Origin of the sequence: Snodgrassella alvi (assembly GCF_002777425.1) — a bacterium.
Lineage (GTDB): Bacteria > Pseudomonadota > Gammaproteobacteria > Burkholderiales > Neisseriaceae > Snodgrassella > Snodgrassella alvi_B.
The window spans coordinates 35,883-52,538 of record NZ_MDVC01000091.1; the positions used below are offsets into that span (position 1 = coordinate 35,883).

At 41.9% G+C, this 16,656-nt stretch carries 12 protein-coding genes; 6 read left to right on the forward strand and 6 right to left on the reverse strand.

What is annotated here, in order from left to right; translation table 11 throughout:
• Positions 1 to 253: 253 nt before the first annotated feature.
• The gene (locus BGI33_RS14230) at positions 254 to 373 is read right to left on the reverse strand and encodes a transposase (RefSeq protein ID WP_373885322.1); all 120 of its coding nucleotides are present in this window, start codon (positions 371 to 373) and stop codon (positions 254 to 256) included.
• Positions 374 to 724: 351 nt separating this feature from the next.
• Between BGI33_RS14230 and BGI33_RS08340 the strand changes: the two genes are divergently transcribed.
• The 3 genes from BGI33_RS08340 (at position 725) to BGI33_RS08350 (ending at position 4,472) form a co-directional block, all read left to right on the forward strand.
• Complete coding sequence (locus tag BGI33_RS08340) at positions 725 to 1,318, forward strand: DUF6710 family protein (protein ID WP_100090753.1); 594 nt, start codon at positions 725 to 727, stop codon at positions 1,316 to 1,318.
• 1,040 nt (positions 1,319 to 2,358) lie between these two features.
• Positions 2,359 to 3,627, forward strand: coding sequence for an MFS transporter (locus BGI33_RS08345; RefSeq protein WP_100090754.1), 1,269 nt, complete (start codon positions 2,359 to 2,361; stop codon positions 3,625 to 3,627).
• 20 nt (positions 3,628 to 3,647) lie between these two features.
• On the forward strand, positions 3,648 to 4,472 hold the full coding sequence (locus tag BGI33_RS08350; RefSeq protein ID WP_100090755.1) for an amidohydrolase family protein: 825 nt from the start codon (positions 3,648 to 3,650) through the stop codon (positions 4,470 to 4,472).
• A gap of 908 nt (positions 4,473 to 5,380) precedes the next feature.
• Here BGI33_RS08350 and BGI33_RS08355 read toward each other — a convergent pair.
• Positions 5,381 to 6,778, reverse strand: a complete 1,398-nt coding sequence (locus BGI33_RS08355; RefSeq protein WP_100090756.1) for a KAP family P-loop NTPase fold protein — start codon at positions 6,776 to 6,778, stop codon at positions 5,381 to 5,383.
• Between the two features lie 510 nt (positions 6,779 to 7,288).
• On the opposite strand from BGI33_RS08355, the gene uvrB reads away from it, so the two are divergent.
• From uvrB to mqo, 3 genes are all read left to right on the forward strand, one after another.
• A complete protein-coding gene (uvrB, locus tag BGI33_RS08360; RefSeq protein WP_100090757.1) occupies positions 7,289 to 9,316 on the forward strand; it encodes an excinuclease ABC subunit UvrB in 2,028 nt (675 codons plus the stop codon).
• 35 nt (positions 9,317 to 9,351) lie between these two features.
• Positions 9,352 to 9,963 carry a hypothetical protein gene (locus tag BGI33_RS08365; RefSeq protein WP_100090758.1) on the forward strand — a complete coding sequence of 204 codons (612 nt, stop codon included), beginning with the start codon at positions 9,352 to 9,354 and terminating at the stop codon, positions 9,961 to 9,963.
• A 380-nt stretch (positions 9,964 to 10,343) separates the two neighbouring features.
• On the forward strand, positions 10,344 to 11,837 hold the full coding sequence (gene mqo, locus BGI33_RS08370) for a malate dehydrogenase (quinone) (protein ID WP_100090759.1): 1,494 nt from the start codon (positions 10,344 to 10,346) through the stop codon (positions 11,835 to 11,837).
• 1,553 nt (positions 11,838 to 13,390) lie between these two features.
• Here the strand turns inward: mqo and BGI33_RS08375 are convergent.
• The 4 genes from BGI33_RS08375 to BGI33_RS08390 all read right to left on the reverse strand — a co-directional run bounded on the left by BGI33_RS08375 (position 13,391) and on the right by BGI33_RS08390 (position 16,449).
• A complete protein-coding gene (locus BGI33_RS08375; RefSeq protein ID WP_144235409.1) occupies positions 13,391 to 13,621 on the reverse strand; it encodes a hypothetical protein in 231 nt (76 codons plus the stop codon).
• A gap of 722 nt (positions 13,622 to 14,343) precedes the next feature.
• A complete protein-coding gene (locus BGI33_RS08380; RefSeq protein WP_100090761.1) occupies positions 14,344 to 15,288 on the reverse strand; it encodes an SHOCT domain-containing protein in 945 nt (314 codons plus the stop codon).
• A gap of 81 nt (positions 15,289 to 15,369) precedes the next feature.
• Complete coding sequence (locus BGI33_RS08385; RefSeq protein WP_100090762.1) at positions 15,370 to 15,600, reverse strand: hypothetical protein; 231 nt, start codon at positions 15,598 to 15,600, stop codon at positions 15,370 to 15,372.
• A 474-nt stretch (positions 15,601 to 16,074) separates the two neighbouring features.
• Entirely contained in the window at positions 16,075 to 16,449 is a 375-nt protein-coding gene (locus BGI33_RS08390) for a hypothetical protein (RefSeq protein WP_100090763.1), read from the reverse strand.
• Positions 16,450 to 16,656: the final 207 nt, after the last annotated feature.

Consider the following 16,656-nt stretch of genomic DNA (forward strand, 5'->3'; position numbering starts at 1 on the left):
TTTATGAAAGCCCAAAATGCCTGTCAGCGATAGCGCTTATTACTGAGATAATCACAGAGTCATCCTGTAACTTGGGTTGATAATAATAAGCACAGAGTGCTTAAACTAATAATAGAACAACTCATTGCTATCATCATAGAATGACTTGCTGTAGTTCCTGTACCCAAGCTTTACAAGCTTTGACGGGCACTAGAGCTTTTTTTATGATTTCCTCCTGTAGCTGAGATTTCAAACTCAGCTCGACAACCATCTATTAAAGCTTACGATTTTCAGCATCCAGTTCCTTTAGACAGTTGATATCAGACATTTGCATACCGCCGTATTTTTCCCGCCATTTGTAAAAGTCTAATTGCCTACATCCTGTTTCCAGCAAAGCTCTTTGACCAGAATACCGGCTTTTACTCCTTTTAATATAGATATAATTTAATGCTCAATCATCTTTTTCAAATTTAAATCCTCTGTGAGGATACTAGAGCAAATTTTCTACTCTTTAATTTGCACTATTTTAGAAATATTTATCATTCACTTTAGTTTGAGTGCTAACTTTTTTACTTATAATTGAATAAAAGTTTTTAACTATATAGAAATATCTAACGGATTATTGCACAAAGTACAATTTGAGGTTCATATGTTTCATTGTTTTTTAAAAAAAAGAAAACCATTTCGGCTGATGAGCAGAGTTTTATTCACGTGATGGAGTGGGCAAATAAGATTGCAAATATAAATGCACATAATTTATCAAAAAAAAAATGATGCATTGCATGATCTAATTAAAATAATTATGAGACCTATCCAAGCTGAACATATCAGAAACGCTTATTTAAATTCTCCACACTGCGCTATAACAGAAATTAAATTTCCAATGGATTTCTTTGGTTTTTTTCCAACAGATCAAGAAATTAAAAGTAAAAATCTGTCACACGAAGATTCACTGGAAAAGTATTCCCTTAAATTATCTTCCGACATAGTATTACCTACCTGCTGGCATCCAAGTAGTTTAATTTGTAATCTTGGCTCTATTGGACACCAAGCACGCCCGGGTGGAGAGTTTACACAAAGTGGTAATCATAGCGTAGTTCTTATTTTACCAATGATGATTGGTATAGTAACAGGCGGGAATCATTCTATTACTCAAGGAATACTTACTGGTAATGGCGAAATATCACCTAGTGATTTAATAGACCTATCTGATGAACTTAATAAAATTTATTTTAATGGAAAGCATTGGATTAGCTCAACTACCAATCAGATCATTGGTTCGCCTAGATATCCTGAATTTGGTTGGATATGGGAAATAGCAAAATTACTAACTAAATAAAATAGGAATCATAAACAATCATCCGATTGATATCACAGTAGAAAGTGCTATTCCTCAAGCAAGAAAAGTAACCGAAGAATGGCCAACGATTTATAACACCATAACACTCATAAAAATTCTTTATATTAAAAATTAGACCTTTACTTTTGAATATAAAAAAATTTTTACACAGAGAAACCTTACTATTTCATGAGAAACTAAATAATGTGGTACTAAATCAGCACAAAACACTTAGAAATACAGCGTAACTTTTTACGTAATTTTTGTACTCATGCAGGCATATCTACACATAACCTTATTAGCACTAATAAAATTGTAAAAACAAATATAATACAAAAATCAAATTTAAAAGTCTAAGCAAATAGTTAACAGACAGAAACCATAACAGCCGGCCACAACGCACGTATGAATAATAGACCACGCACACCACACAAAATTGCAATAAATTATTCTATTTGCATATATACTGATGCCATTGTTGATGCCATATCAAAAAGTACCATAACAAAACAACAGCCCCGCATGAAACACAACTTCAGCAATGACCCATATATTAGCCATGATTATTTAATTTTAAATTAATAATTGTTGCTGATATTTTTTGTACAATAGTCATCTATTCGGGTTTATTAATAGCATAAAAAAATTTACAACAAAAAGATTGCACAAAATGCGCCACATTTATTAGAATTAAATTATTTTATTTATAATTATAATTAACGATAAAGGATGTCCTCCAATCAACCATTTGCTGTACCTAATTATTGTTGTTGACTACTAGCAGTACCCTATTTCGTTAAATCCGTATCAATTAGTGAGCACCTGTGTATAAATTGGTAATTAACAAGTTACTGATTTACAAAGAATCAAATAAACATTGCCAAATTAATTTGATTTAGTTCAAATAAACAAAGATTTTCTTATTGGCGGTAAATGTTGTTAAGAGTAAATTAAAGACATAAAGTTCTAAAAAACTTTATTCAGCTGCAAACAAATCAAAACTATATATTCTCGAAAATAGACAAAGAAAGAAAAACTTTATGTTTATGTGGTATCGGGCAGTATCAGGAAATGAGAGAAAAACCTTTTGGGCATGCTTTGGTGGCTGGGCACTAGACGCTCTGGAAAGTCAAATGTTCGGTTTAGTTGTCCCATCGCTGATTGCCTATTTTGCCATTAGCAGAGGAGAGGCCGGATTATTCAGCAGTGCCACACTGGTCACGTCGGCCTTGGGTGGCTGGTTTGCTGGAGCCCTTTCAGACCGGTATGGACGCGTCAAAACATTGCAAATCATGATTGTATGGTTTGCATTTTTTACATTTCTGGCCGCATTTGTAACCGATTACTACTGGCTGCTGGCTTTAAAAGCCTTGCAGGGATTTGGTATTGGCGGCGAATGGGCGGCCGGTGCTGTACTTATGGCCGAAACCATCACCAGCCAGTATCGCGGTAAAGTCATGGCGATAGTACAGAGTGCATGGGCAGTAGGGTGGGGATTGGCAGTCATACTATTTTCAGTAACCTTCAGTCTGGCACCAGAAAATATAGCTTGGCGCATCATGTTTGCCGTAGGCTTACTGCCGTCATTACTAATTTTTTATGTACGCCGGCACGTACAGGAACCGGTAAAACAAAATACAGTAATACAGAAAAACGAAGACAGGCAACCAATAGCTAGCGCATTGTTCGGCATTTTTTCACCTTCATTGATTCGCACTACCTTACTCGGTGGTTTATTGGGTCTTGGCGCACATGGCGGCTATCACGCCATCATGTCGTGGCTGCCTACCTACCTCAAAGTAGAACGCAACCTTTCCGTGCTTAATTCCAGTGGCTATCTGGCGGTAATTATTTTTGCCTTCTGGTGTGGCTGTATGGCCAGCTCAATCCTGCTCGACAAAATCGGCAGACGTTTTAATGTTGCCCTGTTTGCCATCTGCTGCGTCATCACCGTACGCATTTACCTGTTTATGCCCTTAACCAACACCCAGATGCTGTTCCTTGGCTTTCCACTGGGCTTTTTTGCCGCCGGCATTCCCTCCAGTCTGGGCGCATTGTTTAATGAGCTTTATCCACAGCAGTATCGTGGCGCCGGAGTAGGCTTCTGTTACAACTTCGGCCGTATTCTGTCCTCAATATTTCCGTTCCTCGTGGGGCACATGAGCGCATCAATGTCTCTGGGGTCAGCCATTGGTATTGATGCCAGTTGGGCTTACTCAATAGTAGTGATTAGCGTCTTGCTGCTACCCGAAACCAAAGGGCGCGATTTAAAACAGATTAATCCGGATGGGCAGATTTCTGAGAAATAAAAATAGAAAAGAGAAATAAAATGAATCAAGTAATAACTGGCAGAATAGACAGCCATGCACATGTATTTAATCTGGCTTTGCCAATGGTAGCCAGCCGGCGCTATACACCGGCACAAAGTGCGCCACTGGAAAACTATCTGGCTCATCTGCACGGCCTTGGCTGCACGCACGGCGTACTGATTCAGCCGAGCTTTCTTGGTTGTGATAACAGCTTTATGCTACAGGCCATCGCACAGGCCGCGCCCCGTCTCAGAGGCGTAGCCTGCGTCGATCCCACAATCACCTTGCCTGAGCTACAGGCAATGGATAGGGCAGGCATAGTGGGCATACGCCTGAATGTTATAGACGGCACCCAGCCCCAGCTGCAATCCGCTCCGTGGCAAAACCTGCTCGAAAAAATCAAAACCCTTAACTGGCATGTGGAACTGCATTGCCACAGTAACAAACTCGACACCATGATTACCACCCTGCTCAAACACCAAATCCGCGTAGTAGTCGACCATTTCGGCCGGCCAGCGGATGGTGTACCCGCTCGTGATAATGGTTTTCAGCGGCTACTGCAATGGGGGCATAGCGGAATGGTGTGGTGCAAACTTTCCGCGGTATACCGCATCAGTGCTGCCGCGGCCGACGGGCATAAATTTTTTGCCGCCGCCATCCCCTTATTACTTGAAAATTTCGGCAGCCACCGCCTGATGTGGGGCAGTGACTGGCCGCATACCCAGTATGAACAACAAATCAACCCCGAGTATCTGGCTACCCAACTGAATATGCTGTTACAGGATAAACAACTGGCACCAGCCTTATTGTGGGATACACCAGCAAAACTGTTCAGGTTTATCTAAAATATTGCTTAGTAGAAGTACTAACAACATTGCCTGACAGTGATTACACAACGTATCGCTATTGAGAATCTGCACCATAGAGTAAGCTGAATAGCTAAAGCCGGCAGCCAACTTGCCGGCACTGCAAACCATATCCTGAAAACTATCGCGCACAAGCAAATACCAGTACCGGGGTAGATAAGCAAACTGCTAATAGCTGGAGATTAATAGCCAAAAATTTAGCGTTCAGAATCCGCACGCCATGCCGCACAGAATATCGCGGCATCATAAAGCAAGTTAGCGGCAATATAGCCAAGCAAAGCAAAAAGAGTGATATCAACAAGCCAGCCTATAAATTTGCAGCTTCAAATACCGCAAACCTGCCTGTGCACAGCATCGCGTAAAAGCCTTGCCATCCACTGCCAATAATCAGCTCCGCTTTCTTAAACGCCACAGTTAAAGCACATCTGTATAATGCCCACCGGCAACAATACCAGCCGCTTAAAAGAAATGCACACACAGGAGATTGCCATTAATCCAAGAGCCAGCAGTCTAGATTCAGTAACGAAACAGTTATTAACAACAGCATTAAAAGCAGCAAAACCGGCTGCCCAGCAGTGCCGATGATGACAAACAGCCTGATTATTCCAAGCGTACACCAAAACAAACCCACAAACCGCCTTGCCGGCAGTTTATTGATTGAGATGAACAACGCAGCCAATTGCAAGTAGCAACCAAATTTCTGTTTTTGGGGATATAAGCGTTATAGCCACAAAAGCGTAAATAGTTTTGTGGTGCAGCATGAGTCAAAGCTATCAGCAAATTTTCTGCCGGATTTTTGTATCACCAGCCTTTTCCAGCCTGCATACACGCAATTAGCCTATAAGACTATCAAGTATTATTTAGGTAAACAATATCAGTCAGATAGTTCAGTTAAGCCTGAATGAAGACGAAATTTCAATAGCATTTTTTATTCTTAATAAGTCCCGTATAGTGATTTCAAATCCTTTAACCATATTAAAACTATGTATTAATTTTTGTTTTTTAACATCATTGAGTTTGTATTTCCTAACATAATCGTCAATGGTTTCTTCATAAGAGAATTGTGAAGCTGGCCTGATAACACTTAAAAGCATACATTCTAAAAATTCAAAATGATAAATATCGTTATCAGTATCACTAGAATATTGTGAATTGATATTTTCTAATACATCAGAAATAAAATTGCTTTTATTATCTCTATTCAGACTTTTATATAAATCTGGAAATTTTAATTTGAGTATAATCAGCAAGAATAGCAGAGTATATTCTTCTGTTATAACTTGATTTATAGTTCTCATTACTATACTAAGAATATTACAAAGAGCTTCTTGCTCTCTTAATGTTAATTTATATAGATGAGTAATATCTTTTAATATATTTAGAAGAGTGTAATTATGATAAGGTGGCTTTATATTTAAATCTTCACTAAGTCCTAATTGTTTAGATAAACTATCAATGTAATCAGATTTAACTGGGCTAGGTAATAAATAATCAAAATCAATAAACCGGCGCAGATACCCATTAACATCCAGCCCCTGCCCATACACAGCCCTGATAGAATGGCCTAGCTGGGTTTTATCCGTAGCCAGTACAAAGATAATATTATCCACATTAAACAGATGTTTGGCCTTTTCCAGTACCTCAATAGCAAAATTAGGACGGCAGCGATCCAGCTCATCAATAAAAATTACCAGCGGCTTGTGAGCGTCGCCATCCGCATAGCAGCGAGCCAGCTCACTTAAAGCCCCTTTGAAGTTGCCCAGTGTCTTGCGTGACTCTTCGTATTTGGTAATCTGTTCTTTTACCAGTGATTCACTTAGATTACCAGATGCTTTGGATACTTCATCGGCATCGGTTAAGCTACCACAAACCGCTTTAATAATCAGATTGACCATAGCAGGGGCAGCGGCTTTAGTAAAATTGACCGCAAGTTTATAGAGATGCCCCATTATTTTTTCTGCGGTTGTTTTATCTTCACCCACTAGTTCCTGTATGGATAAACCAATCTCCCCAATCAACGCAATCAGCGCATCATCCGTATAATCACTTTCCCATGCATTAAAATAAATAGTCGGAATATTCTGATTTTTCAGATATTGCTGCCACATCCTAATAAAAGTGGTTTTACCCTGTCCCCAGCCAGCATCAATACACAGCACAATCGATTGTTCATAGCTGGTAATAAATTGGGTCAGAATTTCAATATTGGCTTTTCTATCCAGCACATCATTTTTAAACGGATCAGCGGCATCAATTTCCACTTGCTGGCATTTCTTCAGGCTCATAATCTGCTTATTCCCTGTATACTAATGGCTGGCCGGTAATTGCCGGCCATTCTGTTTCATTTAATTATTGTGCCATTATAATGGTTTATGTCATTAAAAATGGCAGTGATATCTGGCGAATCACAGAAAATTGGCGCAAAACATACTAGTTAGCCGGTTTTGTAGCACAAATACACACACCCAAGTATTAACTGGCCATTAAATATTACCCATACTCTATCAAACCCCAACAGTCGGGCAGCAGTGCTGATTCAGAAAAAACGACCTGTCCAGCCCCTGCTGAATATTCCATTTTCTGGATAACAAGCTGATCTGTAAGTAAATGTACAGCAAAAGTAAAGTCTGGTTGCAGCCGCGCATTCAGCCCCTGATTGCGTTATAAAGCCAGCAGACAAACTTGCTTTTTGTCCACACTGGCCTTATGTGTAGCACAAACCGCCCAGCGCGGTTTTAACTGTTTTAACCACAGTTATTTTTCCTCGGTTGAATTTATTTTCAGGTTACAAACTTATGGATGTTATTCAGTATCCCGGTAGTGTGTTTAAACTGCACCAGCCATTTCCACCGGCTGGCGACCAGCCCACGGCAATTCAGGGATTGCTGGAAGGGCTGGAAGATGGCCTGGCCAGCCAAACCCTGCTCGGGGTTACCGGCTCAGGCAAAACCTTTACCATGGCCAACGTCATTGCCCAGAGCGGCCGCCCGGCCATCATCATGGCGCACAACAAAACTCTGGCCGCACAGCTATACGCAGAAATGCGCGAATTTTTTCCCGAAAACGCCGTTGAGTATTTTGTTTCCTACTATGATTACTATCAGCCGGAAGCCTACGTACCCAGTCGCGACCTGTTTATCGAAAAAGATTCAGCCATAAACGAACACATCGAGCAAATGCGCCTGAGCGCCACCAAAAGCCTGATGCAGCGGCAGGACGTAATCATAGTGGCCACCGTATCGGCAATTTACGGTATTGGCGACCCCAACGAATACCATCAAATGATTCTGCACCTGAAAGAAGGGCAGAAAATCGACCAACGCGACATCATCGCCAGGCTGGTAGCCATGCAGTATGAACGTGGCGATATCGACTTTGCCCGTGGCTCATTCCGCGTGCGCGGTGACGTGATTGACATCTTTCCCGCCGAAAGCTCCGAGCTTGCCTTGCGTGTCAGCCTGTTTGACGACGAAGTCGACCGTATGCAACTGTTTGACCCGATATCCGGCAGCCTGCAACAGCGCGTTGGCCGCTATACCGTATTCCCGTCCAGCCACTACGTTACCCCGCGCGACACCGTTTTACGTGCCTGTGAACACATCAAGCAGGAGCTGGGCGACCGCATCAAATGGTTTACCCATGAAGGGCGGCTGGTAGAAGCCCAGCGCATCGAACAGCGCACCCGCTTTGATTTAGAAATGCTTTACGAAATGGGTTTCTGCAAGGGCATTGAAAACTACTCACGCCACTTTTCCGGTAAACCAGAGGGCGAGCCGCCACCTACCTTAATGGACTACCTGCCCAAAAACGCCCTCATGTTTATCGACGAAAGCCACGTTACCGTCAGCCAGATTGGCGGCATGTACAAGGGCGATGCCTCACGCAAGCAGAATCTGGTGGATTACGGCTTTCGCCTGCCATCCGCCCGCGACAACCGCCCCTTAAAATTCCATGAATTTGAGCGCGTCATGCCGCAAACCATATTTGTATCAGCCACCCCGGCCAAATATGAAGAAGAGCATGCCGGCCAGGTAGTCGAGCAGGTAGTACGCCCCACCGGCCTGATTGATCCGGAAATCATCATCCGCCCCGTGGCCACACAGGTAGACGACTTACTGTCTGAAATCAATATCCGCCGCGAGCAGGGCGAGCGTGTACTCGTTACCACCCTCACCAAACGCATGGCCGAACAGCTCACCGACTACTATGCCGAGCTTGGCGTAAAAGTGCGCTACCTGCACAGCGACATCGACACCGTAGAGCGCGTAGAAATCATTCGCGACCTGCGTCTCGGCCTGTTTGATGTACTCGTAGGCATCAACCTGCTGCGAGAAGGGTTGGATATTCCCGAAGTTTCATTGGTGGCCATACTTGATGCCGACAAAGAAGGCTTTCTGCGCAGCCATCGCAGCCTGATACAAACCATCGGCCGCGCCGCACGCAACGTTAACGGCAAAGCCATACTATATGCCGACAAAATCACCGACTCCATGAAAGCCGCGATTGACGAAACCGAGCGCCGCCGTGCCCGCCAGATAGCCTTCAATACCGAACACGGCATCGTACCGCAGCAAATCAAAAAACAGGTACGTGACCTGATAGATGGCGTTTATCACGATGAAAACGGCAGCAAAGGCCGTGGCCGCAGCAAGCTCAAAGTAGGCGAAATCCACAACGAAGACGATGCCGTTAAAGAAATCGCCAAACTCGAAAAAGCCATGCAGGCCGCCGCGCGCGATTTACAGTTTGAAGAAGCCGCCCAGATTCGCGACAAAATCCGCGCCATCAAAGAAAACCTGCTGTTTGGTGCCAGCGACACCTGAGCAGCCAGCACCGGCTACCGGCAAAGCATTTCACAATGCATCTGGCCGGTAGCCAGAACATACCAACCACCACCACACCCAGCATACAGATTACACAGCGAAAAATACCCCCACACCGCCATTTCAGGTATACTCAACATAACATCCGCATGCCCGCATGCACCCACAACCGCGCAAGCCAGCCAACCGGGGACAGCATCATGCAGCACCAGCACACACACCAGCCATCGGCATCAGCCCGGCTACCCACACTTATCCTGCAAACCATAAGCAGCATAATCGCTACCGGTGTATTCTACATCGTACTATTCTACTGGTACGCTAACAGTGGCGTGCCGCTCAATCATATTAGCTTACTCGACACTGGCGACATCAAATTTATACTATTATTTGTACTGAGTTTCGTCGGCATTTACGCCTTCATACCTTCACTGCTGGCCGCCATAACCAGTTGCTACTTTATCAATCACCATCCCCCTTATCGCATCAGTATCGGCGCAGCCATGATCGCACTACTATGTGGATTCGTGCAAAACTTGCTGTTAACCTCGTCGCCAAACTGGATGCTTATATTGCTCAACGCCCTGGCCGCCGCCCTCAGCGCCCTCTATTTTGCCCGGCCAAAACCACAGACACAGAAACATTAATAGCCTGAGCATTCCATCACTCATCGCCCTTTATCTGTTCACCAAGATAAACTATTGTATTGATATCAATAATCAAAATATCAACAATCAATCCATAAACGCCCACAGTGGCCATAAAATAGCTACGTCATACAGAAACAAAAAAACAATCACATTAATAATCAATAGGCTATGATTTACAGCGCCATCCCAGCCTCGCATAAACCCTATTTTGCTATTGCTGCCGTCAAGCAAAAGTGCTTAAATTAAGCTCTCGTTATTGTCAATGATTTAAGTCAAAAATACATAAATCACATCAATACTGAATGCTCCTTGTGTGAACTACCAGATAAACATTTAATTCAGCATAGCCTGATAGAGAAGAGAGAAGAGTTTACGTTATGAAAAACACCAATAGCGATAGCTCAGCAGATGTGGTACTAATTGGCGCTGGCATAATGAGCGCAACACTGGGAACATTTCTGAAAGAGTTACAGCCAGACTGGCAAATCAACATCTACGAACGTCTGGCCAACGTGGCCACCGAAAGCTCCGATGCCTGGAATAACGCCGGCACCGGCCATTCAGCCCTGTGCGAGCTCAACTACACACCAGAGCTGAAAGACGGCACCATCGAAGTATCCAAAGCCATCAAAATTATCGAACAGTTTGAACTATCCAAACAGTTCTGGGCATCACTTGTCGATGCCGGCCTGATTACCGACCCCGGCGCATTTATCCGCAGCGTGCCCCACATGAGTCTGGTGCGCGGAGAAACAGACGTCGCCTTTTTGCGCAAACGCTTTGCCGCCTTGCAGCAATACCGCCTGTTTCAGGACATGCTCTATACCGAAGACAAAGACCAGATTAGCCAGTGGGTACCCCTCATGATGCAGGGACGTGACAACAGCGAACCTATTGCCGCTACCTGGTCAGACCTTGGTACCGACGTCAACTATGGCGCCTTAAGCCGAATCCTCATCAACAACCTTACTAACGAAGGCTGCAAGCTGCACCTGCAACACGAAGTTGTCGACCTCAAACAGCACAATGGCCGCTGGCATCTCGACATCAAAAACCTCATTAACGGCACACATCAGCAGGTATCAGCCCGTTTTGTCTTTATCGGCGCCGGCGGTGGCTCCCTGCACCTATTACAAAAAAGCCGTATCGAAGTCAGCAAAGGCTATGGCGGCTTTCCCGTATCCGGCCAGTGGCTCGTGTGTAAAAATCCCGACGTCGTCAGGCAGCATAATGCCAAAGTCTATGGCAAAGCCTCCGTGGGTGCACCGCCCATGAGCGTGCCCCATCTCGACAAACGCGTCATCAACGGCGAAGACGCCTTACTCTTCGGCCCCTTTGCCGGCTTTACCACCAAATTCCTCAAACGCGGTTCCTTTCAAGACTTATTCAAAACCCTCAATTTCGCCAACATCCGCCCCATGCTCACCGTAGGCATACACAACTTCGCCCTCGAACACTACCTTATTCAGCAGGTTCGATTAAGCTTTGCCGACCGCATGCAGGAATTGCGCACCTTCTACCCCGAGGCACGCGATGAAGACTGGCATCTGGCTATTGCAGGTAATCGCGTACAGGTAATCAAAAAAGATCCGCAAAAAGGCGGCGTCCTACAATTTGGTACCGAACTGGTAAAATCCACAGACGGCACACTGGCCGCCTTATTAGGCGCCTCCCCGGGTGCTTCCACCTCAGTATCCATCATGCTCGAACTGCTCGAACACTGCTTCCCCAGCAAAGTCAGCAACGAATGGGCACCCATATTGCACAAGTGGATACCCAGCTATGGCCAGAAGCTCGAACACAACCCCGCACTCGTACAGCAAGTGCGCGACTGGACAAGCAAATCCCTCGGTTTGCACAGTCCAAAATAGCAAACACACAACTAGTAAACACACACATAGCATCAACTAACCGTGCCACAAATTGCCTCACCAAATTCCTGCCGAATTTGGTTTTTTATTTGTGCCAGAAGTGGCCACTTACCCCTGCAAAAAGCATTGGTTTCCACTGTTTGATACTACTTCTCCCAATACACAATCATTAGGTGTAGTAGCTATCCAACACAACTATTTGTAAATTCACCACCAAAATCGAAAATAGAAAAAATATTTTTGCCATAAATATTAATTATGTTTAATATAAATTTGTAAATAAATAACATAGACACACAAAATTATATTTATAATTAATGTAATCAACGCCACTGTATACTGAAAATTCAGTGGCGTTTTCTTTCAGATTAACCTGTCAAGATCAGGCATAAGCCTTTTATATCCATTGTTGCAATGTTTATATTCATACATCAGAACAGGAAATAAAGCCATCTCATTGCAATGACAAACTATATTTGTACCAATATAAACAGTTTTGCAACAAAATCCTGAATTAATAAAAAAAGTCTTGTCAAGTCCACAGAGTTAGCAGTAATCTGCCATTAGCGTTTCATTAACGCTGACTTCGACTTCGAATCAACGCCATTGCATCCATACCGATGCAGTGGCGTTTTATTATTTGGTTATTAATATTTTAATATAGCAAATACAACAAGCGTATTTCTCTTTCTTAGCTACTTGTCAGCTATAACATTATGTTGTATTAATAATTAATTGGATTATATAGAAAATAAATAATAAGCAACACACAGCAGCCAGAATTATTCAAATAATATTTTGTTGGCTATACTTTTACTAAGTGATACATCACACATTCTCTAATTTTCAATCAGCTATTCATCACTTATAGTATTGTAGAAAAAAGATGATTTATATCCGCGCATTACAAGCTATTTCGCAAAACTTGGAAATCCTTCATTTTCCAGTTTTTAATTAAACCTATAGCCGACTATCGTCATATTAAAGCCTAGTTGGTTACGATAAAAAGAACGTAACAATATCCCGCAGGTAATTCTGCCAGAATATATTCAGCAATTGCGGTAACAGGGCAAATCACCTGTATCTGCTAAATAAGCTTTTAGTAGTATTGCAGCTTGTCTGCCTCCAGCAAAGGATTGTATCAGTGAACTTTTAATATAGTGAGATGTATTTTTGTGCAGCTTATGTTATTAGGTTTTTGATATTATTATATTTTTTATTTAAAAATTTGTTTTATACGCTACCTTATATAGGTGAAATAATGTTTTACGTTAAAAATAGCGAACCGGGAGACATTATCCTATTAGACTAATGATACAGATGTTGCTGTTATATCTGGGATTTACTTTTTGCTCGACAGGTGTTAAGTGGTGTATACGTTGAATGTATAACAATAGTTTATAGCAAGAGTGATTTGATAGGTAAATAATTAAAAGGGAGTTATGATGAGGAGGGTTGAGGATAGTGGATGTATCTATAATGCTAATTTAAAAAGATTTATATGCTTGTTGATGGTTTTGCTGACCCTGATGTCTGTCGAAGTGCTGACGTAGCTAATTGTTAACCTGAACCAGAATACCGGAGGACGGCGTGGCCAGATGGTGGTCGGATGTACAGGTATTTTTAGCTGATGATGTTGCTAACCATGGCAAGGATGGTTCCGACGATACGGGTAATAATGCATATTTGGCTGCTATTGCAGTGTGGTTATGCCGTTTTTTCTTGTTGTGATTTTCGATGGCGGGATTCTTTGGGTTGGCCGCTTTTTTGTATGGCCATTTCATCAGCGCGGGAAACCTGCTGCTGTTATGTGCTGGCCGGTTTCTGCTGGTTTTCTCTGTTTGTGCTAACTCTGTTTGCTCCTTTGGTTTAGTGTGTCGGCTGACAGAACATTCCATGCCATTCAGGCCTGAATGATGTAATGATTAATAATCTGTACCGAGACTGATGTGTAGTGCTGGTGTTTATGCAGTTGATATCAGCCGGATAGGGATTGCTGTTGGCTAAAGTATCATCTGTTCCCGTGGATCTCTGAACGATAGCCTTATACGGGTTAACAACCTTGTAACAGGTAAATAAGCGTTTTCCGACGAGTGCTTGCGCAATCTTTGCCATATTACTGTATGGTATAGATAGTATGTTATCGGCCAGTAGAATCAGGATACTGTACTTATTGAGCACGCACAGAATGACCAAACTTAGTATTAATCAATGATGCGCTTCCTATGCTTATCCGTGTATTAGTAGCAGCGATTGAGGCCTTTGAAGTTTGGTATATTCGGAATATTTTTAATAGGCAGTATAATTTACTTCAATAAAAAAGCCAGCATAGCAGGCTTGGTGTAATCTAAAAATTAATTAATAAATCTAGTAGGGTGTAATTCTTCTATAGGCACATCCAATCTTGAATTGCTGCACTCTACGTGCGTAATAAAATCTTCAACTTTAAGGGCGCTGCAAATAAAAACCACTCTTAAGAGTGGTTGATTGTGTTACATAATCAAGATTAAATTTTGTATCCTTGTAGCTCTTTAATCTTGGCTTTTGCCAGTTTTGTTATGCAGGTATATCGGTTGATATCTGTCTGCACCTGGGTATCAGCCGGCTTTGCTGCATCGCATTCATTGTTGGCACTCTCAGTCCAGTTTTTAAAGTTTGAATTCAAGTGGTCTTTAATTGGTTCTGGTATGGTATCCCATGTTGTATGTAGTGTTTCTAATGAATCTTTTGCTTCCTGTTTGACTTTTTGTAGCTGTGCTTCTTTTATTTCTGTGTAAATCTGATTTTTCTGAGCTTGAAGTTCGAGAATGCGTGTGCGCGTTATATTTGTTTCACAGTTTAAATAAGCTATCTGGTTTTGCTCAGGTGTTGAGTATTCGTTGGTTTGGCACTGTTTTTTCTTTTCGTGGTTCCATGTGAGCTGCTGAGGCTTTAAATAATTGCGCACATCGGCATCCATGTCTGTCCATACGGTATTGATTTCGTTATTTGCTGCTGCGTTATCTTGTAGTGCGCTTTGTAATAAAGCCTGTATGTTTTCCTGTGCAGTTTTCTGATTATCTGTATTGGCGATATTCTGAGGTGCTGGCTCTGGTGCTGGGATGTCTGGTGTTGTCTTTTCGTTGTCAGAGCATGTTTGCAGAAGTATGGCAATAACAGCTAAAAAACCAATTGCCGCTAAGGTGGTTTTTAAACAACCTCCATTTTTAGCTATGGCTGCTGCGCTAGATGATGCTGCCGCTGAGGTACTTTGGTTGATGATAATCTGCGGCTTTTCCTCTGCTGATTTGGTTTGAGCGGGATTACTGTATTCGTCGTCAGGAAAGGGAGTGCCACGGGCTTTGCTTAATAGTAAAGCTTTGTGCTCTTCGTACTCTTCTTTTGTTATTGCTCCTTTTTCCAATAATTCATACAGGCGAGTAAGTTCATTTGTTAAAGATGGCTTAGACATATAAACTCCTTATGTAATATCTAAGTTGCTACGAAGATTGGCATTAGTGATTTTTGCTATAACGACGATAAAAATCATAGTCTATACAAGCGGTACTCTCGGTGATTTCACTGTACTTTTTACCTCGGCATATATTTGTTTCAGATTTCTATTAAAGTATTTTAAATAGTAATCTGGGTTATTATTTGTTTTGCGATTCTTGAGTTTTACGCTTTCTTGATACATTGATTTTATGTATTGCAATTGTGGATTTTCTGCGCAAACATAGGAGCTGGTGCATAAGCTGAAAAGAGCCAGTAGTAGTTTTTTCATTTGCTTTCCTGATTTAAATCTATTTCCCAAACCGCGCGCTACTAATGGAGTACAGTAATTTTGTTAACTTTTGTTGTATGGTTGGCTATAAAAAGTTAAATAAATCAAAACACTGAGTGATAACTGTTTGGCCATTTGCAAGCATTAACTGATTATATAGCTTATTTTATTTTCTAGTTGTAAGTTGATTAAAGCTAACATTTTTTTTCTGTTTTGGTTGTTTTGTTTTCAGGGCTGCTTTTACATTGATAGGGGGTATTAAGGCGCATTGCTGGCTGCTTTTCGCCTTTAAATATTGGATTGGAAGAGGTATTTTTGCGATGATAATTTTGCCTTTAAGTGTTGCTGGTTTGTGATAAGTTAGTGGATTGGCTGCAACAGTAAATCTGGCGATTTGCGCGATTAAAGTGAGGGTAATTGATGTGATTGAAGCCCTAAGTAGATAAAGTAAAATTTGGAGTGCTAGTTGATTAGTTATTTAATTGTGTATTTTTCAATCTGGTCTGGTTGATCCCCCCAGCCTGCCCAAATATTTTTAACAGTGGTTTTATTTTTCTTTATCGATTTAAATTGCATGACGATAACTTGAGGAGCATTTTCTGCGGTTTTGTTCCTCTCTACCAGCATGACGGTATTGTTATTTAGCCATTTAACGCGTAAAGACAAATTAGGTAAGCACTTGGCGCCTTGTTCTGCATATATAAACGCATATAATCCATTGCTTGAAAAAGCCACTCCCGCGCAATTTTCGCCCTTATAGGTTAACTTTTTACCAGATATGATTGTTTTGTAATCTTTAGCCATTGCTAAAGAGGGTAGAAGTAAAAGAATTATTAATAGTTTTTTCATGTTGTTGATGTCTCAGGCTGGTTAAACATGTAGTTTTGTGTTTCTTTTATTGCAGCTACGGTATGGCTATTTACTGTGCCTGACGATGTTTTAACGTCAAGAGTTTGTCTATTAATATTAACATGTTTGCTGTTGTTAGTATGGGGTACAGACTGATTAAATCTTTATTGATTGTTTGCTATATGTGTTAAGCTTTTGCTGCTCCAT

What these genes read in the sequence shown, in the direction of transcription:
- BGI33_RS08355 (WP_100090756.1), bottom strand. Translation starts at nt 6,778, where the DNA reads ATGAGCCTGAAGAAATGCCAGCAAGTGGAAATTGATGCCGCTGATCCG.
- BGI33_RS08380 (WP_100090761.1), bottom strand. Translation starts at nt 15,288, where the DNA reads ATGTCTAAGCCATCTTTAACAAATGAACTTACTCGCCTGTATGAATTA.
- BGI33_RS08345 (WP_100090754.1), top strand. Translation starts at nt 2,359, where the DNA reads ATGTTTATGTGGTATCGGGCAGTATCAGGAAATGAGAGAAAAACCTTT.
- BGI33_RS08365 (WP_100090758.1), top strand. Translation starts at nt 9,352, where the DNA reads ATGCATCTGGCCGGTAGCCAGAACATACCAACCACCACCACACCCAGC.
- BGI33_RS08385 (WP_100090762.1), bottom strand. Translation starts at nt 15,600, where the DNA reads ATGAAAAAACTACTACTGGCTCTTTTCAGCTTATGCACCAGCTCCTAT.
- BGI33_RS08375 (WP_144235409.1), bottom strand. Translation starts at nt 13,621, where the DNA reads ATGAAATGGCCATACAAAAAAGCGGCCAACCCAAAGAATCCCGCCATC.
- BGI33_RS08340 (WP_100090753.1), top strand. Translation starts at nt 725, where the DNA reads ATGCACATAATTTATCAAAAAAAAAATGATGCATTGCATGATCTAATT.
- BGI33_RS08390 (WP_100090763.1), bottom strand. Translation starts at nt 16,449, where the DNA reads ATGAAAAAACTATTAATAATTCTTTTACTTCTACCCTCTTTAGCAATG.
- mqo (WP_100090759.1), top strand. Translation starts at nt 10,344, where the DNA reads ATGAAAAACACCAATAGCGATAGCTCAGCAGATGTGGTACTAATTGGC.
- BGI33_RS08350 (WP_100090755.1), top strand. Translation starts at nt 3,648, where the DNA reads ATGAATCAAGTAATAACTGGCAGAATAGACAGCCATGCACATGTATTT.
- uvrB (WP_100090757.1), top strand. Translation starts at nt 7,289, where the DNA reads ATGGATGTTATTCAGTATCCCGGTAGTGTGTTTAAACTGCACCAGCCA.